25 protein-coding genes and 11 tRNA genes are annotated in these 22,811 nt (G+C 54.9%); 30 read left to right on the top strand and 6 right to left on the bottom strand.

Features of this window, described 5'->3' with window-relative positions:
• Positions 1-41 precede the first annotated feature (41 nt).
• The 12 genes from QMG93_RS33180 (at position 42) to QMG93_RS33125 (ending at position 1,815) form a co-directional block, all read left to right on the top strand.
• Positions 42-117 (top strand) — tRNA-Phe (locus QMG93_RS33180).
• Between the two features lie 3 nt (positions 118-120).
• A tRNA-Thr gene (locus QMG93_RS33175) sits at positions 121-196 on the top strand.
• A gap of 14 nt (positions 197-210) precedes the next feature.
• A tRNA-Tyr gene (locus tag QMG93_RS33170) sits at positions 211-296 on the top strand.
• 6 nt (positions 297-302) lie between these two features.
• Positions 303-376: transfer RNA gene (locus QMG93_RS33165), tRNA-Trp, on the top strand.
• 18 nt (positions 377-394) lie between these two features.
• Positions 395-470 (top strand) — tRNA-His (locus tag QMG93_RS33160).
• 13 nt (positions 471-483) lie between these two features.
• Positions 484-555 (top strand) — tRNA-Gln (locus QMG93_RS33155).
• Between the two features lie 7 nt (positions 556-562).
• A tRNA-Gly gene (locus QMG93_RS33150) sits at positions 563-637 on the top strand.
• Positions 638-640: 3 nt separating this feature from the next.
• Positions 641-714, top strand: a tRNA-Cys gene (locus tag QMG93_RS33145).
• A 12-nt stretch (positions 715-726) separates the two neighbouring features.
• Positions 727-815, top strand: a tRNA-Leu gene (locus QMG93_RS33140).
• 19 nt (positions 816-834) lie between these two features.
• A tRNA-Arg gene (locus QMG93_RS33135) sits at positions 835-911 on the top strand.
• A 3-nt stretch (positions 912-914) separates the two neighbouring features.
• A tRNA-Leu gene (locus QMG93_RS33130) sits at positions 915-993 on the top strand.
• A 195-nt stretch (positions 994-1,188) separates the two neighbouring features.
• Positions 1,189-1,815, top strand: a complete 627-nt coding sequence (locus QMG93_RS33125; protein WP_281944183.1) for an SGNH/GDSL hydrolase family protein — start codon at positions 1,189-1,191, stop codon at positions 1,813-1,815.
• A gap of 102 nt (positions 1,816-1,917) precedes the next feature.
• On the opposite strand, the gene QMG93_RS33120 is transcribed toward QMG93_RS33125, so the two are convergent.
• The 3 genes from QMG93_RS33120 to glpX all read right to left on the bottom strand — a co-directional run bounded on the left by QMG93_RS33120 (position 1,918) and on the right by glpX (position 4,979).
• Positions 1,918-2,985 carry a polysaccharide deacetylase family protein gene (locus QMG93_RS33120; RefSeq protein ID WP_281944181.1) on the bottom strand — a complete coding sequence of 356 codons (1,068 nt, stop codon included), beginning with the start codon at positions 2,983-2,985 and terminating at the stop codon, positions 1,918-1,920.
• A 127-nt stretch (positions 2,986-3,112) separates the two neighbouring features.
• On the bottom strand, positions 3,113-3,931 hold the full coding sequence (locus QMG93_RS33115; protein ID WP_281944179.1) for a sulfite exporter TauE/SafE family protein: 819 nt from the start codon (positions 3,929-3,931) through the stop codon (positions 3,113-3,115).
• A gap of 76 nt (positions 3,932-4,007) precedes the next feature.
• Positions 4,008-4,979, bottom strand: a complete 972-nt coding sequence (gene glpX / locus QMG93_RS33110) for a class II fructose-bisphosphatase (protein WP_281944177.1) — start codon at positions 4,977-4,979, stop codon at positions 4,008-4,010.
• A 211-nt stretch (positions 4,980-5,190) separates the two neighbouring features.
• Between glpX and QMG93_RS33105 the strand changes: the two genes are divergently transcribed.
• The 6 genes from QMG93_RS33105 to glp all read left to right on the top strand — a co-directional run bounded on the left by QMG93_RS33105 (position 5,191) and on the right by glp (position 11,255).
• Positions 5,191-5,859 (top strand): helix-turn-helix transcriptional regulator, encoded by a 669-nt coding sequence (locus tag QMG93_RS33105; protein ID WP_010500069.1) that lies wholly within the window; start codon positions 5,191-5,193, stop codon positions 5,857-5,859.
• Positions 5,860-5,890: 31 nt separating this feature from the next.
• A complete protein-coding gene (locus QMG93_RS33100; RefSeq protein WP_281944175.1) occupies positions 5,891-6,697 on the top strand; it encodes a pyruvate, water dikinase regulatory protein in 807 nt (268 codons plus the stop codon).
• A gap of 128 nt (positions 6,698-6,825) precedes the next feature.
• The gene (locus QMG93_RS33095; RefSeq protein WP_281944173.1) at positions 6,826-8,124 is read left to right on the top strand and encodes a molybdopterin-dependent oxidoreductase; all 1,299 of its coding nucleotides are present in this window, start codon (positions 6,826-6,828) and stop codon (positions 8,122-8,124) included.
• Between the two features lie 132 nt (positions 8,125-8,256).
• The gene (locus QMG93_RS33090; RefSeq protein WP_281944186.1) at positions 8,257-8,904 is read left to right on the top strand and encodes a molybdenum cofactor guanylyltransferase; all 648 of its coding nucleotides are present in this window, start codon (positions 8,257-8,259) and stop codon (positions 8,902-8,904) included.
• Between the two features lie 83 nt (positions 8,905-8,987).
• The gene (moaA, locus tag QMG93_RS33085) at positions 8,988-9,995 is read left to right on the top strand and encodes a GTP 3',8-cyclase MoaA (protein WP_281944171.1); all 1,008 of its coding nucleotides are present in this window, start codon (positions 8,988-8,990) and stop codon (positions 9,993-9,995) included.
• Positions 9,996-9,998: 3 nt separating this feature from the next.
• On the top strand, positions 9,999-11,255 hold the full coding sequence (gene glp / locus QMG93_RS33080) for a gephyrin-like molybdotransferase Glp (protein ID WP_281944168.1): 1,257 nt from the start codon (positions 9,999-10,001) through the stop codon (positions 11,253-11,255).
• Positions 11,256-11,303: 48 nt separating this feature from the next.
• Here glp and QMG93_RS33075 read toward each other — a convergent pair whose 3' ends face one another.
• On the bottom strand, positions 11,304-11,399 hold the full coding sequence (locus QMG93_RS33075) for a YjcZ family sporulation protein (protein ID WP_216798076.1): 96 nt from the start codon (positions 11,397-11,399) through the stop codon (positions 11,304-11,306).
• Positions 11,400-11,736: 337 nt separating this feature from the next.
• Between QMG93_RS33075 and eis the strand changes: the two genes are divergently transcribed.
• From eis to QMG93_RS33025, 10 genes are all read left to right on the top strand, one after another.
• Entirely contained in the window at positions 11,737-12,921 is a 1,185-nt protein-coding gene (gene eis, locus QMG93_RS33070; protein ID WP_281944165.1) for an enhanced intracellular survival protein Eis, read from the top strand.
• Positions 12,922-13,082: 161 nt separating this feature from the next.
• Complete coding sequence (locus tag QMG93_RS33065) at positions 13,083-13,496, top strand: VOC family protein (protein ID WP_281944163.1); 414 nt, start codon at positions 13,083-13,085, stop codon at positions 13,494-13,496.
• Positions 13,497-13,777: 281 nt separating this feature from the next.
• Complete coding sequence (locus tag QMG93_RS33060; RefSeq protein ID WP_281944161.1) at positions 13,778-14,077, top strand: LiaF transmembrane domain-containing protein; 300 nt, start codon at positions 13,778-13,780, stop codon at positions 14,075-14,077.
• A gap of 50 nt (positions 14,078-14,127) precedes the next feature.
• A complete protein-coding gene (locus QMG93_RS33055) occupies positions 14,128-14,808 on the top strand; it encodes a PspA/IM30 family protein (RefSeq protein ID WP_281944159.1) in 681 nt (226 codons plus the stop codon).
• Complete coding sequence (locus QMG93_RS33050) at positions 14,805-15,323, top strand: PspC domain-containing protein (protein ID WP_281944157.1); 519 nt, start codon at positions 14,805-14,807, stop codon at positions 15,321-15,323. The genes QMG93_RS33055 and QMG93_RS33050 overlap by 4 nt, the downstream gene beginning before the upstream one ends.
• A 2-nt stretch (positions 15,324-15,325) precedes the next feature.
• Positions 15,326-16,024 (top strand): PspA/IM30 family protein, encoded by a 699-nt coding sequence (locus QMG93_RS33045; protein ID WP_281944156.1) that lies wholly within the window; start codon positions 15,326-15,328, stop codon positions 16,022-16,024.
• A gap of 137 nt (positions 16,025-16,161) precedes the next feature.
• Positions 16,162-16,812 (top strand): cell wall-active antibiotics response protein LiaF, encoded by a 651-nt coding sequence (gene liaF / locus QMG93_RS33040; protein ID WP_281944154.1) that lies wholly within the window; start codon positions 16,162-16,164, stop codon positions 16,810-16,812.
• Positions 16,813-16,831: 19 nt separating this feature from the next.
• Positions 16,832-17,908, top strand: coding sequence for a sensor histidine kinase (locus tag QMG93_RS33035; RefSeq protein WP_281944152.1), 1,077 nt, complete (start codon positions 16,832-16,834; stop codon positions 17,906-17,908).
• On the top strand, positions 17,889-18,536 hold the full coding sequence (locus QMG93_RS33030; RefSeq protein ID WP_281944151.1) for a response regulator: 648 nt from the start codon (positions 17,889-17,891) through the stop codon (positions 18,534-18,536). Before QMG93_RS33035 ends, QMG93_RS33030 begins: the two co-directional genes overlap by 20 nt.
• Positions 18,537-18,801: 265 nt before the next feature.
• Complete coding sequence (locus QMG93_RS33025) at positions 18,802-19,083, top strand: hypothetical protein (RefSeq protein WP_281944149.1); 282 nt, start codon at positions 18,802-18,804, stop codon at positions 19,081-19,083.
• Positions 19,084-19,100: 17 nt separating this feature from the next.
• On the opposite strand, the gene QMG93_RS33020 is transcribed toward QMG93_RS33025, so the two are convergent.
• Positions 19,101-19,796 (bottom strand): hypothetical protein, encoded by a 696-nt coding sequence (locus QMG93_RS33020; RefSeq protein WP_281944148.1) that lies wholly within the window; start codon positions 19,794-19,796, stop codon positions 19,101-19,103.
• A gap of 345 nt (positions 19,797-20,141) precedes the next feature.
• On the opposite strand from QMG93_RS33020, the gene QMG93_RS33015 reads away from it, so the two are divergent.
• Positions 20,142-20,588 (top strand): GNAT family N-acetyltransferase, encoded by a 447-nt coding sequence (locus QMG93_RS33015; protein WP_281944146.1) that lies wholly within the window; start codon positions 20,142-20,144, stop codon positions 20,586-20,588.
• A gap of 91 nt (positions 20,589-20,679) precedes the next feature.
• On the opposite strand, the gene QMG93_RS33010 is transcribed toward QMG93_RS33015, so the two are convergent.
• Complete coding sequence (locus QMG93_RS33010; protein ID WP_281944144.1) at positions 20,680-21,045, bottom strand: hypothetical protein; 366 nt, start codon at positions 21,043-21,045, stop codon at positions 20,680-20,682.
• Positions 21,046-21,281: 236 nt separating this feature from the next.
• Here QMG93_RS33010 and zwf point away from each other — a divergent pair, with 236 nt between their 5' ends.
• Complete coding sequence (gene zwf / locus QMG93_RS33005; protein WP_281944142.1) at positions 21,282-22,802, top strand: glucose-6-phosphate dehydrogenase; 1,521 nt, start codon at positions 21,282-21,284, stop codon at positions 22,800-22,802.
• Positions 22,803-22,811 lie beyond the last annotated feature (9 nt).

Below are 22,811 nucleotides of genomic sequence, written 5' to 3'. Positions count from 1 at the left end.
GATTTACAATATGCAAGAAATGAGATACAATAAAGTAATACGGCTCGGTAGCTCAGTCGGTAGAGCAGAGGACTGAAAATCCTCGTGTCGGCGGTTCGATTCCGTCCCGAGCCACCATTCGCCGCTGTAGCTCAATTGGTAGAGCAACTGACTTGTAATCAGTAGGTTGGGGGTTCAAGTCCTCTCGGCGGCACCACTGTAATTTCATATGGAGGCTTAGCGAAGTGGCCAAACGCAGCAGACTGTAAATCTGTTCTCTGACGAGTTCGGTGGTTCGAATCCATCAGCCTCCACCAGTTTATAGGGGCATAGTTTAAAGGTAGAACAGCGGTCTCCAAAACCGTTAGTGTGGGTTCAATTCCTGCTGCCCCTGCCAAAATATCTTCATACTGTGGCGGTCGTGGCGAAGTGGCTAACGCATCGGATTGTGGCTCCGACATTCGAGGGTTCAATTCCCTTCGATCGCCCCATTTACACATTCATTGGGGATTAGCCAAGCGGTAAGGCAACGGACTTTGACTCCGTCATGCCTAGGTTCGAATCCTAGATCCCCAGTTTATATGCGGAAGTGGCTCAGGGGTAGAGCATCGCCTTGCCAAGGCGAGGGTCGCGGGTTCGAATCCCGTCTTCCGCTCCATATGGCGCCATAGCCAAGTGGTAAGGCAGAGCTCTGCAAAAGCTTTACCCCCAGTTCGAATCTGGGTGGCGCCTCCAACTTTATTTTTCGCCGGAGTGGCGGAATCGGCAGACGCACAGGACTTAAAATCCTGCGGTAGGTGACTACCGTACCAGTTCAAGTCTGGTCTTCGGCACCACTCCAACAATTGAAAATGCGTGCCCTTAGCTCAGCCGGATAGAGCGTTTGACTACGAATCAAAAGGTCAGGAGTTCGAATCTCTTAGGGCACGCCACTTGCCGATGTGGCGGAATGGCAGACGCGCTCGACTCAAAATCGAGTCCGAAAGGGTGGAGGTTCGAGTCCTCTCATCGGTATAAATAAGCCTTAAAGATCAAAAAAGATCTTTAGGGCTTATTTTCTATTGTATTGAATTTGTTTATGCTCTGGAGGAATTATTTATCGATCCTCAACTTCTTTTATCGATTCTTCACATAGTGATATACAAAACCGGTAACTTTTAGTATGGTACTAAAAGAAGAACTATATCCTACATGCTGGAGGACAGAGTCATGACAAAGATCGAAGATGGGGCAGTTGTCTTGTTTCAGGGAGACAGTATTACGGATTGCGGAAGAAACAGAGAGACCGCGGCAGATTTAGGTCGGGGCTACGCTCTCATCGCTTCTGCTTTATTCGCCAGCAAATATCCCGAGAAGCAAGTTCATTTCATCAACCGCGGAATCAGCGGCAATCGGGTAAAGGATTTGCAGCAGCGCTGGCAGGAAGATTGCCTGGATCTAAAGCCGACATGGGTTTCGATTTACATCGGCATTAACGATACATGGCGGCGTTACGATCGCAACGACCCGACTTCAGTGGAAGCGTTTGCGGAAGGTTACCGTGATCTGATTGTTCGTACCAGGGAAACGCTTGATGCGAAGCTCATTTTAGTCGAACCGTTTGTGCTTCCGGTGCCGGAAGACCGGAAACGGTGGAGAGAAGATTTGGACCCGAAAATAAACGCCGTTCGCGAGCTCGCTCGGGAATTTGAAACGCTGTACGTGCCGTTAGACGGACTGTTCGCGTCGGCAAGTACCAAAGCACCGTCGGCCTATTGGGCACCTGATGGCGTACATCCGTCACCGGCAGGCCACGCGCTTATTGCCAACGCTTGGCTGGAAGCTGTGCAAGCCTAAAGTAACATTGCTTATACAAATAACAATCCAAGGGATGCCCTTCTGCTGGTGCAAGGGGCGTCCCTTTTTCGGTTGAACCGTTCTAATTGTAGAAGGCATTACTCAATCTAACTGCCTGGATACCTGCAAAAGCTCAGGCAAGGTAACGATCTTCAGGTTGCGGGATTTTAGAGTCTGGATCACGGTCGGGAGCGCTTTGACGGTACCGTTCAAGTCTTGCCCCGGCCCGCCACCGGAATGCTGCAGGATGATGGAACCCGGCTTAACGTTAGTGAGAATGTTCGAAACTACTTTTTCTTGGCCAAGCTGCTTCCAATCAAGCGAGTCGACATTCCAATTCACAATGCGGTAACCGTGTTCCGATGCCCACAAGAGTTGGCTTTCACTGATCTCGCCATATGGAGGCCGCAGCAAGCGGGGGGAATATCCGATCAGCCGCTTTAAAGTTTGTTGCGTTTGAAGCACTTGCGACTGGAACAAATCGTCGGATAGTTTGGTAAACAGCTTATGGCTGTATGAATGATTGCCGATCACATGGCCTTCGCGGACGATTCGCTTAACCATCTCCGGATGCTTCTCGGCTTGGGCGCCGACTAAAAAGAAAGTGGCGCGAACCTCATATTTTTTCAATACATCCAAAACTTGCGGCGTAAATGTCGTGTCTGGAGCGTCGTCAAACGTTAAGGCGACCTGCCCGGAGGCGACTGACCCCCGCAGTAGCAGCAGCTCCGGATATTTGCGCACAAGCTGGGATAAAGAGAGCCGTTGGCTTTGGCCGGATGTTTCTTTGGACGGTTTGGCGACAGGCTGCTTCGATTTGGATTTAAGCTTCTTCTGCATCTTAGCCTCTGCCGGTGGAACGACCGCCGGTGCGGGAGTAGGTGCCGGTGCAGGCAGCGCCGAAGGGGGCGGGACCTGCTGCACGGTTGAAGGGGCCGGAGACAGCGCGCTGCCGGTACCCGTTTCCGCTGCTTTAGCCGTGTTCCGAGGTGCATCCTCGGCAGGCCCGATCCCGGGGGGCATCGCTTGCGGTGAATTTGCGGCAGGCGTACATGCCGTTAGAGCCAAGCATAAGGCTAGACTCAACAAAAATAAACGGGTTCTGATTCGAAGCGAGATGAACCGATGAGCGGATAAAAGCAAAAAGGCCGCAGGCGTTCGCTTTTTCATGGGGGCTTAGTCTCCTTTGGGCAACGGGATTACGTTACCTTAGTTTGGGATAAGGAGAGACGAATTATCCGCTCATGAAAATGATGCCACGAACGCCGCGGCGCATAAAAATATATGGTGTAGCAAATCAGGCAAGGACCAAGCCTTCCCAGATCATTTTGAATGATACGATAACGAAGGTGATACGCAATACCCAAAGCAGCTTTTTGCTGCTCAGCCGACTGGCGATTTTGGCGCCGAGCCAGCCTCCGACAATGGCGCTAGGTGCCAAGCCTAAAACCATCCACAGGTTCACTTCTCCTAAGCTAAAATGCGTAATGCTGCCCATAAGGGATGACAGCAGGATAACGAACATGGAGGTCGCTGTCGCAACATGGGGAGGATACCGGAAAAGAAGCACCATCGCCGGCACGAATAGAGAACCGCCGCCGATCCCGAACAGTCCCGAAATGAATCCGACCAGCAGTCCGATGATCAAAGCGGGCAGTATGCTGTAGCCGTAATGATATGTATTGCCATTGCTGTCTGTATATGTGTGCTGAATGTGCCACTTCACATTCAACGGCTTCAAGTAGTCGCGCAGCACGAGCAGTATGGCCATCAGCAGCATGAAAATACCAAAGCTGAGCTGAAACGATTTGGCGTTGACGAATTGCGTGGTATACGAGCCGAGCATGGCTCCCGGACCGCATGTGATGAACAAGAGCCAACCGCTTTTGAAATCGACTCTTTTCTGCTTGACAAAGGTCAGGGTTGAAGACAATGCCGTGAAGATCAGGACGGCCAGCGAAGTGCCTACCGCCGTCGATACCGAAATCGTCTGTCCGACGAACGCGGGGCCTAAGTAAACGAGAGCGGGAACAATAATAATACCGCCGCCGAGACCGACCAGGCTCCCGAAGGTGGCAGCGATCAGCCCGACAGCGGTATAAAATAGTATACTCATGCGCAAAACCTTCTTCCGTGTCGAATAGTTACTTTATGGTAATAGTAACACAGGAAGAAAATAGTTCAATACCGGGTTATCCGATATCGTTAAGAATGTTTTTATTCGGCAAGTAATGAATCGATTGAATGAACCGGATCGTTTTTGTTTTTGCCCGCATGACGATCGAATGCGTCTCTGCCCGGGAGTCGGGCAAGTAGCGGACGCCGTTTAAAAATTCGCCGGGGGTAATGCCCGTTGCGGCAAAAATAACGTCTTCCCGGCCAATCATATCCTCCATGGTCAAAACTTTGTGCGGGTCGGCGAGTCCCATGGCGATGCAGCGGTCGTATTCCTCCTGATTGGAAGGCAGCAGCTTTCCCTGCAGCTCTCCGCCCAAACATTGCAGAGCCGCGGCTGCTAGCACACCTTCGGGTGCGCCGCCCGAGCCTACATACATGTCAATGCCGGATTCGGATAAAGCGGGAGCCATAGCCCCTGCAACATCGCCGTCGCTAAGAAACTTGATCCGTACGCCGACCTGACGGAGGGTATCGATCTGCTTCCGGTGCCTGTCGCGGTCAAGAATCATGATCGTAAGATTGCTCAGCGGCTTATCTAAAATGTCGGCGGCCCGTTGAAGCGTCGTTTCGAGCGGGTCCGTCAAGCTAAGCTTGCCTGCAAGAGCCGGTCCGACAGCCAGTTTTTCCATATACATATCCGGCGCATGCAGCAGATTGCCTTTGTTGGCAATGGCGATGACGGCCAGCGCGTTGTTCAATCCTTTGGCAACCAGCTCCGTTCCTTCGAGCGGGTCGACGGCTACGTCCACCTCGGGACCTTGTCCGTTGCCTACTTGTTCGCCGATATACAGCATCGGCGCCTCGTCCATTTCTCCTTCTCCGATGACGACGGTCCCGCGGACAGAAACGGAATCGAACATGGCGCGCATGGCGGTCGTCGCCGCACCGTCGGCTTGAATCTTATCGCCCCGGCCCATCCATCTTGCCGCGGACAGCGCCGCCAGCTCCGTTACCCGGACGATCTCAAGTGCCAATTCCCTTTCCACCAGCTCAGCCCCCTATAAAATAAATGGTCACGTTTCAACATATATAGTATAATTAATAAATAAATAATGCGCAATAAATACTTGAACTGAATTGAGTAGTGCGCTAGATTGAAAATGAAACCATCAAATGAAAAACGGTTCTATGAGTTTCGGACTATTTTTGGTACAATTGGATTGGAATGCGGCACAGCGATAAACCGCAAAGGCTGCTTTGAGTGAGGAGGGACCGGTCATCGAACTGACTGCGCGCCAACTGCAGATCGTAGAATTGGTAAAGGCACATGCGCCCATTACGGGCGAACAAATAGCGGAGATGTTAGGTCTAAGCCGCCCGACCCTCCGGTCGGATCTGGCGCTGCTTGTCATGCTCGGGCTTGTGGACGCCAAGCCCAAGGTGGGCTATACTCCGGGCTCGGCCATGACGCCGGGCTCCCAGGTTTCCCGTAAGCTGCTGGGCATGAAAGTAAAGGATGTCCAATCGATTCCTGTCGTGGTCCGGGAGAATGCTTCCGTGAACGACGCGGTCGTGATGCTGTTTATGGAGAACGTCGGCAGCCTGATCGTCGTGGATGACGAGGCTTGCCTGTCCGGCGTCATTTCCCGTAAAGATTTGCTTAAATTCACGCTCGGCAATACGAATGCGGCTTCCATGCCGGTCAGCATGGTTATGACCCGCGAGCCGAATGTCATTCATGTCTCTCCCGACGAGTCGGTGATCGACGCTGCGCGGAAGATGATTCATCATCAAGTCGACAGCCTACCTGTCGTCGTGGAATCCAAAGCTGCCCAGGTGAGCGGAAGATCCCGGTGGGACGTTGTCGGACGGGTGACAAAAACGATTATGACGAACATTCTGGTCGATCTGGCGATGGACCGTTAGGGCATTCATGAATAAAGGAGAAGAAAACCGGATGAAGGAAGAGCAACAGTACGAGATTACCATCTGCTCGGATTCCGTCGGGGAAACGGCGGAGGCGGTCGTTCGAGCGACTATCCGGCAGTTTGACGCCCACCAGGTGAGAACGAAGCGGATCGGCCATATCAAAACTGAGGATGAAATCCGTACCATTATGGAAGAGGCGGCCAAACGCGGCGGCTTTGTGGCGTACACGCTGGTACAGCCGGAGCTGCGGGAAATGATGAAGGAAGAGGCTGTCCGCCTCGGCGTCCGTGCGGTCGATATCATGGGACCGATGATGCAGGCGTTCATCGATACGTGGGGCGATGCGCCGAAGCGGAAGCCGGGCTTGCTTCATCAGCTCGACGAAGATTATTTTCGCCGCGTAGAAGCGATTGAGTTCGCCGTCAAATGCGACGACGGACGCGATACGAGCGCCCTGCTGAAGGCGAATCTGGTCTTGATCGGAGTCTCGCGGACGTCGAAGACGCCGCTCAGTATCTTTTTGGCGCATAAAGGGATAAAAGTATCCAATCTGCCGCTCGTGCCGGAGGTTAAACCTCCCAAGGAGCTGTTTCTGGTGCCGGGCAACCGGATTGTCGGCTTGACGATGGACGCAGACAAGCTGTACAAAATTCGGACAGAGCGGCTGAAAGCAGTCGGTTTGCCGTTCGGGGCGAAGTACGCGGCGATGGAGCGAATCGACGAAGAGCTCCGCTACGCGCAAACGTTGATGAAACAGGTCGGATGCTTGGTGATCAACGTAACGGATAAAGCGATTGAAGAAACGGCCGGCATTATTATGGGGTATTTGAATTGATGGCAAACGAGAGGCTTGAACCGACGGGTTCGGGCCCTTTTTGCCTTTGTGAATAAAAAAGCCGTCCCCGGCAAACCGGAAAGCCCGCAGCATGCGTATTCTCAAGTAGACGGAAAGGTGGCTGCGTAATGAAATCGAAACGGGTATGGACGAATTGGCTTTCCGGCGTGCCGTACGGAAAAAGGCTGGTCAAGCTCCATCGCTGGAACGCATGGCTGCTAGCCCTGCTTGCGTTGACCGGGATATTGCTGTTTGTTGAGCCGGTACGGGCACTGGGAGCGGGCCGTGTGTGGCTGAAGGAAGGGCACCTATGGATCGGTGCAGCTTCAATGGTGGTGGCTGCGCTATATTTGCCGCTGCTCCCCCGGCACTGGAAGCAACTGCGGACGAAACCGGCTCAGCGTTGGAATTTGGGACTCGTTCTGCTCCTGCTTGCGGGCTGGATTGTCACCGGCGTGCTACTCTGGCTGGTGCGAAGCTTGCCTTCCGGTTGGGGCAACGCCGCACTACTGCTCCACGATCTGTTCACCTGGGTCGGGGTTCCCTACGCGATCTATCACTCGGTCTCTCGAAGCCGATGGGTTAAAGCTGATCAAACCCGGCCAGAAAGTCGCAAGGAAGAAGAGGCGACGGAAGCCAGCGATGTAACACCGTCATCCGAGCCTGGAAGAATCGTACAGATGCTCAGGAACGCTCCGATCTCCAGGGCCACGTTCCTCCGTACGGCAGCAGGTCTGCTGCTCGTGTTCGGTTTAGGACCGTCGTTTTACCGGTGGCTGATGACCGCATCCGATACGGGGGGCGCGGAGCTTGAGCGGTTGGCTCGGGAGGATGCGAACCGGATGCTGCCGCCGCCGGTTCCGTCTGCGGAATCCAATCCTCCGCTCGGCGGAGGCGGACAAGGGCAGTTTCGGGTTTATACGGTGACGCCGATCCCGGCTTTTTCGAGCGAGGATTGGAAATTCGCCCTGACCGGACTTGTCGACCGGGAATATGCGTGGAACTGGGGGCAGTTTCTGGAGCTCAAACGAACGGTTCAGGTCAGCGATTTTCACTGTGTGACGGGCTGGTCGGTGTACAAGGTCACTTGGGAGGGAATTCCCCTTAAGGAGCTGCTGGAGCTGGCGAACGTAAGGAACGAGGCGAAGTTCGTCAAATTTTATTCCGGGGATCGCGTCTATACGGATTGCTTGTCGCTTGAGCAGGCACGGATGGACGACGTCATGGTGGCGGTCTTGATGGACGGAAAGCCGATTCCTCAGCAACTGGGTGGTCCTGTAAGGCTGGTCGTTCCTCAAATGTACGCGTATAAATCGGTCAAGTGGCTCCAGGGCATCGAGCTCATCGACAAAGAGCACATCGGGTACTGGGAGCTGCGGGGCTACGATAACGACGCTTGGGTGCCGAAGGGAAAAGCGCAGGCGTAGAACTGGAGGATGAGGCGCATTGTGGGAACGTCTGTAAGGAATAGGCATGAGGCGTATGCAAGGAATGGAAATGAAGTACATTATAAGGCTGCAAAAATAAGATAGGATAGACGGGAGGAAGGAGTGAAGGCGATGGAGCGGTGCGGCGGACAAAAGCAAGCCATGACAGGCGTAATCTTGGCAGGCGGGCAAAATCGGCGGATGGGCGGACAAAGCAAAGCGCTGCTTATGTACGAAGGCGATACGTTTTTGGACAGACAGTTGGCCGAGCTTGGAAGCCTGTGCGCGGAGCTGCTTGTCGTGACGCAGGAGCCGGAACGGTACGAGGCCGTCGTCCATACGTTCTCCGGGGAGGCTCCGGTGCGGATCATTCCCGACCTGCAGCCGGGTCGGGGGCCGCTAGCCGGTTTTCAGGCCGCTATGAGAGCGGCTTCGTACGAGGAGCTGTGGATCGTCGGCTGCGATATGCCATGGGTCGACGCCGAAGTGGCGAAAGCCCTCTCGGAGCTGCGGAGCAGCGTTGGAGCAGATGCTGTAGTTGCGAAGATCGACGGAAGGCTCCATCCGCTGCACGGCGTTTATCTCAAGAGCTGTCTTCCCGAGGCGGAGCGGCTGTTGGCTGCGAACGATCTGCGGTTGATGAGGCTGTTGGATTCGGTTGCTCTGCAGGTGGCAGACGAATCGTTTCTGGAGCGGAAGGGGATTTCCACGGGATTTATCCGAAATATTAACGATCCGGACGAATATGAGAGGCTTACCGGCAAACGACTAAGGTTTTAGCCGCTTTTGTGATTTTGTCCATGGAAGCCGGGGCTGTTTTGTGACATAATGGGGGGGATAACCTAGAACGGGGGGCATGCAGGATGTCACAGATATTGAAGGACCGTTTCGGCCGCATTCATGACTATCTTCGAATTTCCGTGACGGACCGGTGCAATTTGCGCTGCGTATACTGTATGCCGGAAGAAGGTATGGAATTCGAGCCGGAGGAAAAGCTTTTGACGTTCGAGGAAATCGCCGAAGTGGTGAGGGTGCTTGCCGGGTACGGAGTTCGCAAGCTGCGGCTGACCGGAGGCGAACCGCTCGTGCGCAAAAACCTGGAGCAGCTTGTGCGGATGCTGAGCGCGATCGACGGCATTGAAGATATCGCCTTGACGACGAATGCGATCCATTTCGCTTCGCGGGCGGAAAAGCTGCGCGAAGCCGGGCTTACAAGAATTAACGTCAGCCTCGATTCCTTGCGGGCGGACCGGTTTTCTCTCATTACGCGCGGAGGCGATTTGTCGCGCGTACTGAAGAGTCTGGAAGCGGCGTCCCGGGTCGGACTCGACCCGATCAAGCTGAACGTCGTGCTGATGAAAGGTTTGAACGACGACGAAATCGAAGATTTTCTGAAGCTGACGCTGGAGCGCGGCTTGCATGTGCGTTTTATTGAATATATGCCGATCGGACACGATGACGACGGCTGGAAAACGAGATATGTTCCGCTAAGCACGGTGCTGGAGTGCTGTGAAAAAATAGGGTGGCAGGTGGAGATGCTGGAGCGGTCGGTCCAGGGAAACGGGCCTTCGCAAAATTTCCGGATCGTCGGGGCGGCGGGCACGTTCGGGTTAATTCATCCGGTCAGCGACCATTTCTGCGAGACGTGCAATCGGCTGCGCCTCACGGCGGACGGCAACATCAAGCCTTGCCTGTACTGGTCCGACGAGTTCAACGTACGCCGTTATATCGGCGACGATCAGGCGCTGGCCGAGCTGTTCTTCCGGGCGCTGGCCGTGAAGCCGGAAAGCCACGAGATGGCTAAGGCGCTTCTGAGCGAGCAGCAGAGTCATACGCCTACCTCCCGTCGCATGTCGCAGATCGGGGGGTGAAGCATGAACGACTTGAAATTTGGGCGACAGACCATCAGCCTGGAAGAGGCGCAGCGGCGTGTACTCCAGCATGTCCGTCTTCAGGAGACGGAAGAGGTGCCGCTATTCGAGGCGTACGGCAGGAGGCTGGCGGAAAATGTTTGCGCCGGCAGCCCGCTGCCGCATTTTCGGAGATCGGGTGTCGACGGCTATGCTTTGCGTGCATCGGATACGGCTGGAGCTTCCCTTGCGGCGGCGGTCTGCCTAGAAATGGTGGAAACGGTTCCTTGCGGCTCGGTTCCGGCGAAGACGATCGGCCCGGGCCAAGCGGCCAAAATTATGACCGGAGCTGCCGTTCCCAAAGGGGCGGATGCGGTTGTGATGCTGGAGATGACCGATGCGGTGCATCAGGAGATCGGACTTGGAGGTACGGTGGCCGTTCACAAAGCGATGAATCCCGGCGACAATGTGACCCCGGTAGGAGAAGAGGCTGCTGCCGGGGAGCAGCTTCTGCAGAAGGGCTGTATCATCGGACCGGGGGAAGCGGCGGTGCTGGCCACCTTCGGCCATAGCCTTGTGAAGGTGTACAAGCGGCCGAGGGTAGCGATCTTCTCCACCGGCTCCGAGCTGCTCCCTGTGGAGGCGCCACTCGAACCGGGCAAAATTCGGGGCAGCAACGGCTATATGCTGGCCTGCCAGGTACAGCAGGCGGGCGGAGTACCGCTGCTGATGCCTTTTCTTCCCGACGAAGCCGACCGGGTGGAACGGGAACTGCTGGCTGCTGCAGAGCAGGCGGATCTGTGGATAACGACCGGAGGCGTATCGGTAGGGGATAAGGATGTGCTGGCCGAGCTGTTCGGCCGGTGGGACGGCGAGTTGCTTTTTAACAAGATCGCGATGCGTCCGGGCAGTCCGACGTCAGTCGGTCTGTGGCGGGACAAGCCGTTGTTCGCTTTGTCCGGCAATCCCGGAGCTTGCTATGTAGGATTCGAGCTGCTGGTACGCCCCTATCTGCGCGCCTCGCAAGGGGCGCCCGATCCGCTGCCCTCCGCAGCGACGGCGATACTGGATGCCGATTACGGGAAAGGATCGGCGTATCCCCGATATGTCCGGGGGGCTTCGTGCGTGGAACGTAGTACGTTCCGCGTGAGGCCCGCCGGTCGCGACAAATCCAGCATCATGGTTTCCATGAAAGAGACCGATTGCTTAATCTGTCTTCCAGCGGGCGGGCGAGGAGCCCGGCGGGGCGAGTTGGTGCGGGTTTTGAAGATCGGAGATTGAAGTAAAAACCCCCTGCCAGAGTAAAATACCTGACAAGGGGGCGGTGCATTAAATGAACAATGAACGGGAAACGATGACGAGCAGAATAAACAGCACTAGAATAACACCAGTGGAAGTAAAGCCGAATCCGCCAACGTGGCTCATGTGACATCCCCCTTTCAAAGGCATGTTAAATGATATGAACGAATGCCGGATGCTGATTGGACGTACGCCCGATTTTTCAACGAAAATACAGCTGTCTGCGAACAGGAGACAATATCCTGTCTGTACCGGATATGAATCAAGGGTGGCTATTGCCGTGATTTGTGCAGTATCCCCCACGGCTTCCAGCGAAAACAAGTAAAAAGGAATTATAGGTAGAATTTGTTGGAAAATTGGGCTACAGTGGCCGAGACAAGGTGCGAAGGCATAAGAAGCGCCGATAAGCGGAGTACCGGACGAAGTCCCCGGTCCCCGTAAAAAAGCGGAGAGGGTGGATAGCGTGAACCAGCAGTTGGAGATTCGCAATATTCCGAATGCGCATTTTATGGACAGCCTGCAAATGTCAGCATTCGCTTTTCAATACGAGCTTACTCCCGAAAAAGTGGAGAAGTGGATGACGCTTCTCGATTCGAACCAGATGTGGGGGGCTTATGTGGATGATACGCTCGCGGCGAAAATGACCATTTTCGATTTGCAGACTTGGATTCAAGGCAAGGCGTTCGACATGGGCGGAATTGCAGGTGTCGTCACATGGCCGGAATACCGGCGGGGCGGTCTGGTGGCGAAGCTGTTGTCGCACGGACTGCGAGTGATGCGGGAGAAAGGCCAGACGGTGTCGTTCCTTCATCCTTTTCAATTCTCGTTCTACCGCAAGTACGGCTGGGAGACGTATGCAGAGTATAAATCGTATGAGATCTCCGTCCAACAGCTTCCAAAGCTGGGCCCGCAGCCGGGGCGGATCGTTCGAACCGGCCACGATGTCAAGCTGCTGAACGGCATCTACGAGGCTTACGCCTGCAGGTACAACGGTACGCTTATTCGAAACGAGTCTTGGTGGCAGCATCGCATTTTCGGCAGTACGCAAGGCACGGTAGCCGTATATTATGATGCGGAGAATCAGCCTGCCGGTTACGTATATTATCAAGTCAAGGACAATATTCTTAAAGTTCATGAGCTGGTCTATCTGCATCATGGGGCTTGTCTGGCCTTGTGGCGCTTCTTGGCCGACCACGACTCGATGCTGGAGAAGCTGGTGATGAAGGCGCCTGCGGACGACAGGCTGCCGTTTCTGCTGGATAATCCCCGGATCAAGCAAGAGATCGTGCCTTATTTCATGGCGCGGATTGTGGATGTGACCGGCTTTTTGACCAAGTATCCGTTCGCGTCGGGGGCGGAATGGTCGCTGCAGCTGGAGGTTAAAGACGAGCATGCAGAATGGAACAACGGCTGGTTCCTGCTGCAGGTGGACGAGTCGGGGACAGCGCGTGTAACGCCTGTCGCAGGCGCTTCGTCCGAGCTGCCGGCCGCCAGCTGCACGATCCAGACGCTTGCCGCTATGCTGACAGGGTATCAACGCCCATCCTTCTTGATGGACATCGGCAGGCTTGCCGGCACGATTGAAATATGCGAATCGCTGGAGCGGCTTATTCCCGCACGCCAGACGTATTTGCCCGACTTTTTCTAGACTTCTTCTAAAGACAAAGATTCAGGCCCCTTCGAGGATATCGTTCGAAGCGGGCTTTTTTGTTGTAAGTGGGCCCCAAACAAGCAGGATTTTGAAAGGGAAACGCGAATATATATTCGTATGTTTACGGATTATTAGATTGGAACCGGAGGATGGATGCTATGGCGAACCAAAAGAAAATCGGCAGTTCCCTTACCGTTCTATTGGTATCGGATCTTAAGCGTTCTCAACAATTTTACCGGGATCGGCTCGGTTTTAATGTAACGGATTGGTGGGCGGAGCGGGACGGCCTCCAAGGAATCGCACTCAAGCTGCTGCAAGCGCCGGACGCGTCGGCCGTGCGTCCCAATCCCGTGGCGCAAGGGGAAACCCGGGCGTACGATGTATACGCTTATGTCGAGAACTGGGCTGCTCTGGACAGTCTATATGAGGAGTTCTGCAGCAAGGATGTCGTGATCTCCGGCGAGCCGGTCATTTATCCGGACGGCGGTCCGTGGAAAGAGTTCGTTATTCAGGATTGCGACGGGTATGGCCTCGCTTTCGGCGGAATCGACGGTCCCAAGAAGGAAAGCTGAAAAACGGCCGCAATGCCGGGGAAGAACAATCGAATACGTACATCGATCCTCAGCGCTGAAAGCCGGCAGCTGGGGATTTTGTTTTGAAGGGAGACTCGGGGACAAGCCAAGCAATTCCTTGTACATAAGGCGGGGGCCCCTCTTGTCCAAGGCCGGGTGACGTACTGGACTTAGGTCCAGTTCCAAAAACCGCCGCAGGTCCGTTTTGGGAAATGGCGGATTCACCTAGAATAAAGACATAAGCAAAACGACAACAAAAACGAAAGGCGGTGAGTCAATCCATGAAAATGAACCGGCATACCGGACTCGCGTTCCTTCTGATCTTCTTCGGAGCGTTGATCCTGAGCAACAAGCTTGGTTTTCACCTCGGGCACCATATTATGAGCTTCTTGTTCCCGGCAGCTATGGTAGGGCTCGGATTCGTAGGACTGAGAAACGGAAAAACGATCATCGGGTGGGGGCTGATCATCTTTGGCGGCTTGTTCCTCTTCGGTAAATTGACCGGCTTGTTCGCCATCCTGATCGCCATCGGCTTGATCTGCTACGGCATCTCGCTGCTGCGTAACAAATCGGTATATTAAATCAAACAAACGACGGATTCAAATTCGGAGAAAAGGTGGTTGAGCAAAGCATGAGTTTAGGAAAAAGATTCCGGGATATTACGGTTGCGCACTTCAATGAAATGCTGGAAAACGCGGAAGACCCGGTTCGTTTGATCGATAAATATCTTGCGTCCCAGTCGGAGCAAATTCGCGAGTCCGAACGGCTGCTGCAGCAGTGCCTGTCTCACGCCGCTTCGCTTCGCCAGCAGTACGTATCGGCGGAGCAGCTTAAGGAGCGCCGCGAGCAGCAAGCAATGCTGGCGCTGAGAGCCGGCGAGGAAGAAGTGGCACGCATCGCGCTGCAAGAGAAGATGCAGCAGGAGGAAAAAGCGACGCAGTACCGGGCGCTGTACGATCAAAGCAAGATGGGGATCGTCGAGCTGGAGGAGCAGCTTCAACAGCTTAAAGCCGATTTCGACGAAATCGCCTCGAAACGCAGCTACTATATCGCGCGGCTGGAGTCCGTTAGACTGCAACAGCGGATGAACGAAAGGTTGCGTTCGATGGGCGCGGGTCCGAATCCGCGGATCTTCGACCGGCTGGACGAGCGGGTTTCCGATATGGAGCTGACCGCACGCACCCTGCGGGAAGTGAGGGGCCAAGTTCGTGAAGCATGGTCCGCTGTAGGCAGCGCGGCCTCGCAAGCACTGGAACAAGAGATGGCTAAGCTGCGGACGAAACTGAAACAGGAGGGCTGGGATAAATCATGAGCAAACTATACCGTTCCCGTTCCGATCGTAAAGTAACCGGCCTGTGCGGTGGTCTCGCGGAATCGATGAACATTGATGCCACACTGCTTCGTCTTATCGTGGTGGTAACGGCTTTCTTTTCCGGAGGCGTCGTGATTCCGCTGTACTTCCTGGCAGCGTTGGTCATCCCAAGCGAGCCTTGGACCGGCGGGCCTCACGGCTACGGACCGTCCTACGGCGGCGAGGGCTACGGGCAACCTGGCGGCCAATATCCCAACTGGAGAGAGTGGAGACGCGCCGAGAAGCACTACCGCAGAGCGCAAAGACATGGCTGGGTTCCGCCGCAAGAAGGCAACCGCTATGAAGGCGAATATGCGGCTTCCTCGAATCCGGGCGGTACCGCCGGCAGCGATCTGGACGATATGATGAAAGATATCGAGAAAAAAGCGATGTGGAAAGAAATCGAAGAGCTGCGCAGCAAAGTGGCGCAATACGAAAAAAACCAAAATCAAAAACCATCTAAAGGAGATGTTTAACAATGGGAGTATTTTCTAGAATTAAAGACATGACGAAGGCTTCGCTGCATGAGCTGCTTGACAAGGTTGAAGATCCGATCATCATGCTGAATCAATATTTGCGCGACATGGAAGAAGAAATCGCTCAAGCGGAAGTGACGGTTGCCCGTCAAATCGCCAGCGAGCGCAAGCTGAAAGAGCGTCTGGAAGAAGCGGTTCGTCTGACGGCGCAGTACGAAGGACAAGCGAAGGAAGCGCTGAAGAACGATCAGGAAGCGACGGCGCGCCAAGCTTTGGAGCAAAAGCTGTACTACGAGGGCAAAATCGCCGAGTACACGGAAATGCACGAGCAGGCCAAGGCGCAAGCGGCCGAGCTGGTTCAGCAGCTGCATGAAATGAAAGACGCGTTCTACCAAATGCGCAACAAGCGCAGCGAGCTGATCTCCCGCGCTCAATTGGCGAAGGCTAAGAAGCAAATGGCCGAAGTAACGGCAACCAACGTGATCGATGGTGGCAATGCCGTGAAAGGCTTCCGTCGCATGGAAGAGAAAATCATGTCGCTGGAAGTCGAAGCGGAAATCGCACGCAAGCCTTACGTAGGCGGTGGCTATGCCGGTTCGGTGTACAGCAGCGCCGTGTCGGCCGACCCGGCGAAGCAGCAAAAAATCGACGATCAACTGCAGCTTCTAAAAGAAAAAATGTCCAGCGAGCAGGGGAAATAATCTTCACGAAAAAGCTGTTGGAGCAAAAGCGGCACTTGTGATATGCTATGTAAGGCAAAAGCCATGGACGTCCTTCCGTAAGGCGCTGTGGCTTTTGCCGGATCAACCAGAATTTACTGGGAAAGGGGGCGACACGGATGAACCGCAAACGAAACCGCAACATCGCGCTAGTCTTGATCGGCGCAGGGCTTTTCCTTCTGGCGGACAATCATCTCGGATTTTTCACCGTGCTTGCCCTCTTTTTACTTTTGCTGGGTGTGTATAAGGTACGTTCTGGCGCCGAGCGCAAAGGCTACATCATGATGGTAATCGGCCTGCTGTTCCTCGCAGGAGGCAATTTTACGCTGATCTTGGCTATTATCCTCATTTCGCTCGGCTTCTTCTACAATAAATCGCGTAAAATTCACCGCAGCGAACAGCATTACCGCAAGCAAAGCGTCATCGACAGCATCCGGTGGGGGCGGGAGCCTTGGGTTCTGCGCAACATGTCGATCTGGAACGTGCTGGGGGAGCTGCAGATGGATTTGACCTACGCGATCCACGAGCAGAAGGAGACGACGATTATTTTGCAGGGGGTCATCGCCGATATCGATCTGATCGTTCCGGAGGATGTGGGACTTACCGTTACGGCTTCCGTCTTGTTCGGGCAAACGAGCATCGGGTATGACAAAGAGGCCGGGGTGCTGAACAAGATGGTATGGCAGTCGCCCAATTACTGGACGGCGGACCGTCAGGTGAAGCTGGAAATTTCGTATATCGTAGCCGATATTGATATTAAAATCGTTTGATGCACGGAGGACGGCAGGAATGGACGGACATGACAAGCGGTTAACCAACATGATATGGCGAAGCATGGCGGAGTCCATTGGGCTCAGCCTTGTTTTGTTTGCCGTGATCGTCTATTTCCTGCAGTCGAACGGCTACTTGAATGCTTTTGAAACGTGGCAGGAAGGCGTGCGCATGAGTCTGACGCTGATTGCGATCGTTGCAGCGGTCGGAGGCTCGTACGGCCTGTGGTACAGCAGCCGAATGAAGCACCGGCTGGAGACGCTGCGCGAGGTGATGCTATCGCTGGAGAAAGGCAACCTGAGCCGTTCGGTGCCGCCGCTTGGCGAGGATGAGATCGGCCGGCTCGGCGATCAGTTGAATGCGATCACCAAAAAATGGGAGGAGCAAGTATCCTCGCTGCAGCGCCTGTCCAGCAATAATGCCCAACTGGCGCAAAAAGCGAAATATTCGGCCATCGTGGAAGAGCGGCAGCGGCTGGCAAGGGAGCTGCACGATGCCGTGAGCCAGCAGCTCTTCGCGATCTCGATGACGGCGACGGCCGTCGGCCGGACGCTGGACAAAGATTTCGAGAAAGCGCAGCGGCAAATTTTCCTCATTGAGGAAATGGCCTCGGTAGCGCAGTCGGAGATGCGCGCTTTGCTGCTTCATCTGCGTCCCGTGCATCTGGAAGGCAAACGTCTGGCCGAAGGCTTGATCGAGCTGGTGCAGGAGCTGTCTTCGAAGGTGCCGATGCAGATCGACTGCGAGCTGACCGAAGACATCAAGCTGCCGAACGGGATTGAGGATCACCTGTTCCGTATCGTGCAGGAGGCGTTATCCAATGCGCTTCGCCACTCCAAAGCGACAAAGCTGGAGGTGAAGCTGACCCAGCCGTCAAGCGATGCGGTGCGGCTGCTCATTCGGGATAACGGCGTCGGCTTCGAGCTCGATATGAAAAAACAGGCTTCATACGGGCTGGTGACGATGCGGGAGCGGGTGAACGAAATTGGCGGCTCGCTTAACTTAATCACGGCGCCGGGCAAAGGAACGCGCATTGAGATTCGCATTCCGATTATGGCGGAAGGAGGACTTGAGATTGGAAGAGACGACGATTAAAGTGCTGCTGGTCGACGATCATGAAATGGTTCGCATCGGTCTTGCCGCCGTGCTGAGCACGGAGGACGATATCGAGGTAGTCGGCGAGGCGAGCGGAGGACAGGAGGGCATCCGGCTGGCATTGGAATACAAGCCGGACGTCGTGCTGATGGATTTGGTCATGGAGGGGATGGACGGCATCGAGACGACCAGGCGCCTGCTGCAGCAGCATCCGGAATGCAAGGTGATCGTGCTGACCAGCTTTATTGACGACGAGAAGATTTATCCGGTGATCGAAGCGGGAGCGTTCAGCTACTTGCTCAAAACGTCGCGTGCCGCCGAAATCGCCCAAGCGATCCGCTCGGCCGTCAAAGGCCAGTCGGTGCTGGAATCCCAAGTCGCTTCCAAGCTGATGAATCGTTTCCGCGGGCCGAAGCAGGCTGCGCAGCCGCATGAAGAATTGACCGAACGCGAGATGGAGGTGCTCCGGCTCATTGCCGCGGGCAAATCCAATCAGGACGTGGCCGACGAGCTGTTCATCGGGGTCAAAACGGTCAAGTTTCACGTCACCAACATTTTGGCTAAGCTTGGGGTGGAGGACCGCACGCAGGCCGCCATTTATGCGTTCAAGCACGGTTTGGTCGAGTAATATCAGGGTAATAAGCTCTCAAGAGGCTCCGAAGATGTCGGGATGGCCTGCTTGGGAGCTTTTTTTGCTTATCTGTCGTATTTTGGTGCCTTCCGCGATATGCAATTTTAAAGTTTTCTTAATAAATGTGAGTTTTGACACCTTTCGTGCGTCTATATAGATGTAGATGTTCCATGTCGAGGAATCCGTTCCGTTTGTCGGATTATAGGTTTAGTAAAATATATACAACGGATTGTGGACATCAAGGAGAGGAGATGAGAGCCGGATGAACGGATTAGCTGTTAAAAGCCGGAATGAAATTGGCATTCCATTAACGTTCGGGGAAAAAACGGAGCTATTGAAGCGGTACGAAGTGTATTGTTATCAGGTCGCTTTTTATTTATTGCAGCAGGAGGCGGGAGCGCGCCTCGCGGCCGAGGAAGCACTGCTCGCCTTATACAAGCTGGACGGTTTCTTTGCTCTGCCGGAGCACGAGCGCAAGGAAAAGGTGAAGGCTGCCGCCATCCGGCACGCATTGGCGGTGCGAAGCGGACGCCAGCCTTCTTGATGCACGAACGAAGCTTCTTAATAACGAACATTCATAAGAATACCCGTGAGCGGCGGAACAGGCCAATAGCTGTGCGGCCTTTTCCCCGGCAGTGCGGTATAGTGGCCGAAGGCGCGGGCTTCCGTATCGTGTCGCTCCAGCAGGTCCGCCGGAGGGATGGAATGCAGGGTGGCAGCCGCCTGCGTCAGGCGCAATATCCAACCGTCGATGTCCTGAAGCACGCTATTCGCATGCTTGTCCCCGCTGTCGAGCTGCGTCTGCAGCTTATGCTCGTCCAAGCTTAAGGTGCCGTCGGCCTGCGGGACCACGCCCAGCCGGTCAAGCTCTTCCTCGGCGGGGGCGCCGAGCCCTTGTTTTCTCCATGCGGGCCGCAGAAGGACGCCGGCTTCGGACAGGGCGTTCGCCAGCTCGTTGTAGCCTCCGACAAGCCCTTCTACCAGCCGGAGCGATGCGCCGTTGCTTTGCAGGGCGGCCCTGGCGTTATCCGCCGTTTCTTTCAAGGCGCCAGCCGCCGTGACGATGGTTCTGGCATCCCCCGCCGCCCGTTCGGCAAAGCGGTCGAACGCATAGGAGGGTTGTCCCGTTCCTTTCTGCGGTCGTCCGCGGTAACGTTTGCCTGTCAAGTCTTCTTGTCTTCTGTGTCGGTCTTCCAAGGCAAACCACTGCTTATGAATTTGATACGAACGAATCACGCTCTGAATCGGAGCGATCATGCCCGTTCACCTCACTGTCAATGGAACATTTTTCTTTACATTATAGCGGAAGACATTCCGTCCGTAAACGGATACATGCTTGACACGCTGCAAAAGGATGCAGTATGATGATTTATCAATCAAAACCTGTCAAAGGAGCTCGCGTCAGCACATGAATTGGGTTCAATGGATTGTCATCGCCGCCGTTTTGCTTGTCAGCGTGCTGTTTATGAAGTTTGTCGGCAAAAAATACAAAAAGTAACCGTATGTTTTTTTCGCCTCGCCCTCATTTCTTCTTAACGTTCCGCCACCGCCTGTCATACGATAAAGTACTTAAACTTTATGCGCAGAAAGGCGGTCTTAGCCATGCTCCGAAAACGCATTCCCCGGCAGGACGACGGCATTATATACGGATTGGTGGAAAAGCTGCTCCTTCCCTTTGCGCGGCAAACGGTACCCGATCTTCGCGTAAGCCGTACGGATATTCTCAATCGGCTCAAATCCTGTGTCACTTACGTCGATACGGCAGCCGGACGCTTGCCGGTCGGATTTATCGCGCTGCGCGTGGATCGGGATAAGCGCTTGTCTGTCGATATGCTCGCGGTGAATCCGAAGTTTCAGGGCCGCGGCATCGGCACGCGCTTGATGCGTCAGGCGGAGCGTACGGCGGGGGACCGGGGATGCCGCGAAGTGGTTCTATGGGTGGACGATGCGAATACGCTAGCTCAGACTTTCTATGTACAAAAAGGCTACGATACGGTTCACTACGACGCCAGGCTTCGCTGCTATATGATGATGAAGCGGCTGGGCTAGCCGATGTCGCCAGCGCCAAGGCTCTCCCGCACGATGGCGGCGAGAGCCTTGGCGTTGTTGCGCTCCGACGGCGAGCCGTTGTTCAACCGCGTTAGCTGGGAACGATCAAGGCCCCGATACTAGCGATGTCCAATTCAAAGGGGGCGCCAAACGGCTCGGAGTCCGGATAAGGTACGGGGAACGCTTCGCTCGCGGCGGTTGTTCTCGGGTTATTGGATTTTTTCGTTTGGGTGCGGGCTTTTCCCAGACTGCTGCTGCTTGCTCCGCTTCGCCTGCTTTTGGCAGGCGCGCTTACATTCGTTTGAATGCCGGCCGCCGTTTCGTTAAAATAGAGCTTTCCTTTGTCCAACCGGCTGAGCGTGCCGACAAGTTCCGTACCGTCCTTCAATATAATGAAAACCGGTTGGCCGTAATACGGCCTGCATTGTTCTTCGTTAATCGGATGAATCGGTCTCACGCGAGGGTCACCTCCGAAGTTGATTTCTACACTTTAGACTATGCGGCATTTGTGCCGGTTGTACGGGACAAATGTCCCGTATGCGTATGCCTATTTTCCGTGAACGCGCTTGCATTCGACAGAGTATTGAATCTCTCGGCGGTTTTCGATATGCTAAAGGGGTAAAGGGAACGGACAGGAAACAATTGCCGTTCCTTATCTCCTATTCTCTATAGAAAGAATGAGGATCTGAAGCCATGACGAGTGCCGTGTTTTTGATTTTCGGAGCGACCGGGGACTTGGCCCGGCGCAAGTTATTCCCGGCGTTTTACAGCCTGTACCGTGAGCGCAAGCTGGGCGACCGATTTGCGGTAATCGGCCTCGCGCGGCGTTCGCGCACGAACGACCAGTTCCGCGACGACGTCTACGAATCGATTCAGGAATTCGCACGCTATAACGTGACGAAGGACGAGCAATGGGATGCCTTTGCCGAGCATTTTGAATACATGTCGCTGGACATTAATAACGTTGACGGCTTCCGTCAGCTCCGCGAACTGACCGACCGGCTCGACGTCAGATTCGACATCGGCGGCAACCGGTTGTTTTACTTGGCCTTGGCGCCGGAGCTGTTCGGCAATGTGTCGCACAATCTCAAAGCGGGCGGACTATTGGAAGGGGCCGGCTGGCACCGGCTTGTGATCGAGAAGCCGTTCGGCTACGACCTTCCGTCCGCAGAGAAGCTGAACGCCGAAATCCGCCAGGTGTTCGAGGAGCAGGACATTTACCGCATCGACCATTACCTCGGCAAGGAAATGGTACAGAACATCAACGTTGTCCGGTTCGCGAACGCCTTTTTCGAGCCGCTTTGGAACAATAAGTACATCGCCAACATTCAAATCACGCTGAGCGAAACTGTAGGCGTGGAAGAACGCGGCGGCTATTACGAGCATTCGGGCGCACTGCGCGACATGGGACAAAACCACATGCTGCAGATGCTGGCCATCATGGCGATGGAGCCTCCGAGCCGGATGCATCCGGAGGATATCCGCGACGAGAAGGTGAAGGTGTTCCGCAGTCTGCGCGGCTTCCAGACGGCGTCGGAGGTGCGGGCCAACACGGTGCGCGGACAGTACGTCGCCGGCAATATCAAAGGCGAGCAGGTGCGCGGCTACCGTGACGAAGACAAGGTCAATCCGGAGTCGACGACGGAGACGTATTTTGCCGCCCGCGTATTCGTGGACAACTTCCGCTGGGCCGGCGTTCCGTTCTATATCCGTACGGGAAAACGATTGCCGGTGAAAACGACGGAAGTGGTCGTCGAGTTCAAGAACGTGCCGAACAACGTTTACTTGTCGCGCAAGCATAAGCTGGAGCCGAACCTGCTCGTGTTCCGCGTCAATCCGATGGAAGGCATTTATTTCAAAATGAACGCCAAGCAGCCGGGGTCGGAAGGAACGATCGTTCCGGTCGCGATGGATTTCTGCCAGAGCTGCCAGATCGGGCTGAATACGCCCGAAGCGTATGAGCGCCTGCTTTACGACGCCGCCCGCGGGGATTCCACGTATTTCACCCGCTGGGACGAGGTCGCACTGGCATGGAAATATGTCGACAAAATCGCCTCCGCCTGGGGTGAGCGTACGGACGATTTGCACCTGTACTCGGCAGGCACTTGGGGACCGGAGCAGGGGCAGCAGCTCGTTGCCGAAGACGGCTTCCGCTGGTGGCCGGTGAACGGACAGGACGAAGGCGAAGTCACTTGGGGACATACCCAAATGTAATCGCTAGTC

The sequence above is a fragment of the Paenibacillus tyrphae genome, assembly GCF_027925525.1.
GTDB classification, from domain to species: domain Bacteria; phylum Bacillota; class Bacilli; order Paenibacillales; family NBRC-103111; genus Paenibacillus_G; species Paenibacillus_G tyrfis_B.
Note: the sequence above shows the minus strand (reverse complement) of the source record. Positions and strands in the feature narration are given on the sequence as shown.

Coding starts and splice junctions, on each gene's coding strand:
- QMG93_RS33125 (WP_281944183.1), top strand. CDS start 1,189: ATGACAAAGATCGAAGATGGGGCAGTTGTCTTGTTTCAGGGAGACAGT.
- QMG93_RS33120 (WP_281944181.1), bottom strand. CDS start 2,985: ATGAAAAAGCGAACGCCTGCGGCCTTTTTGCTTTTATCCGCTCATCGG.
- QMG93_RS33115 (WP_281944179.1), bottom strand. CDS start 3,931: ATGAGTATACTATTTTATACCGCTGTCGGGCTGATCGCTGCCACCTTC.
- QMG93_RS33100 (WP_281944175.1), top strand. CDS start 5,891: ATGAAGGAAGAGCAACAGTACGAGATTACCATCTGCTCGGATTCCGTC.
- QMG93_RS33095 (WP_281944173.1), top strand. CDS start 6,826: ATGAAATCGAAACGGGTATGGACGAATTGGCTTTCCGGCGTGCCGTAC.
- QMG93_RS33090 (WP_281944186.1), top strand. CDS start 8,257: ATGGAGCGGTGCGGCGGACAAAAGCAAGCCATGACAGGCGTAATCTTG.
- moaA (WP_281944171.1), top strand. CDS start 8,988: ATGTCACAGATATTGAAGGACCGTTTCGGCCGCATTCATGACTATCTT.
- glp (WP_281944168.1), top strand. CDS start 9,999: ATGAACGACTTGAAATTTGGGCGACAGACCATCAGCCTGGAAGAGGCG.
- QMG93_RS33075 (WP_216798076.1), bottom strand. CDS start 11,399: ATGAGCCACGTTGGCGGATTCGGCTTTACTTCCACTGGTGTTATTCTA.
- QMG93_RS33065 (WP_281944163.1), top strand. CDS start 13,083: ATGGCGAACCAAAAGAAAATCGGCAGTTCCCTTACCGTTCTATTGGTA.
- QMG93_RS33060 (WP_281944161.1), top strand. CDS start 13,778: ATGAAAATGAACCGGCATACCGGACTCGCGTTCCTTCTGATCTTCTTC.
- QMG93_RS33055 (WP_281944159.1), top strand. CDS start 14,128: ATGAGTTTAGGAAAAAGATTCCGGGATATTACGGTTGCGCACTTCAAT.
- QMG93_RS33050 (WP_281944157.1), top strand. CDS start 14,805: ATGAGCAAACTATACCGTTCCCGTTCCGATCGTAAAGTAACCGGCCTG.
- QMG93_RS33045 (WP_281944156.1), top strand. CDS start 15,326: ATGGGAGTATTTTCTAGAATTAAAGACATGACGAAGGCTTCGCTGCAT.
- liaF (WP_281944154.1), top strand. CDS start 16,162: ATGAACCGCAAACGAAACCGCAACATCGCGCTAGTCTTGATCGGCGCA.
- QMG93_RS33035 (WP_281944152.1), top strand. CDS start 16,832: ATGGACGGACATGACAAGCGGTTAACCAACATGATATGGCGAAGCATG.
- QMG93_RS33025 (WP_281944149.1), top strand. CDS start 18,802: ATGAACGGATTAGCTGTTAAAAGCCGGAATGAAATTGGCATTCCATTA.
- QMG93_RS33020 (WP_281944148.1), bottom strand. CDS start 19,796: ATGATCGCTCCGATTCAGAGCGTGATTCGTTCGTATCAAATTCATAAG.
- QMG93_RS33015 (WP_281944146.1), top strand. CDS start 20,142: ATGCTCCGAAAACGCATTCCCCGGCAGGACGACGGCATTATATACGGA.
- zwf (WP_281944142.1), top strand. CDS start 21,282: ATGACGAGTGCCGTGTTTTTGATTTTCGGAGCGACCGGGGACTTGGCC.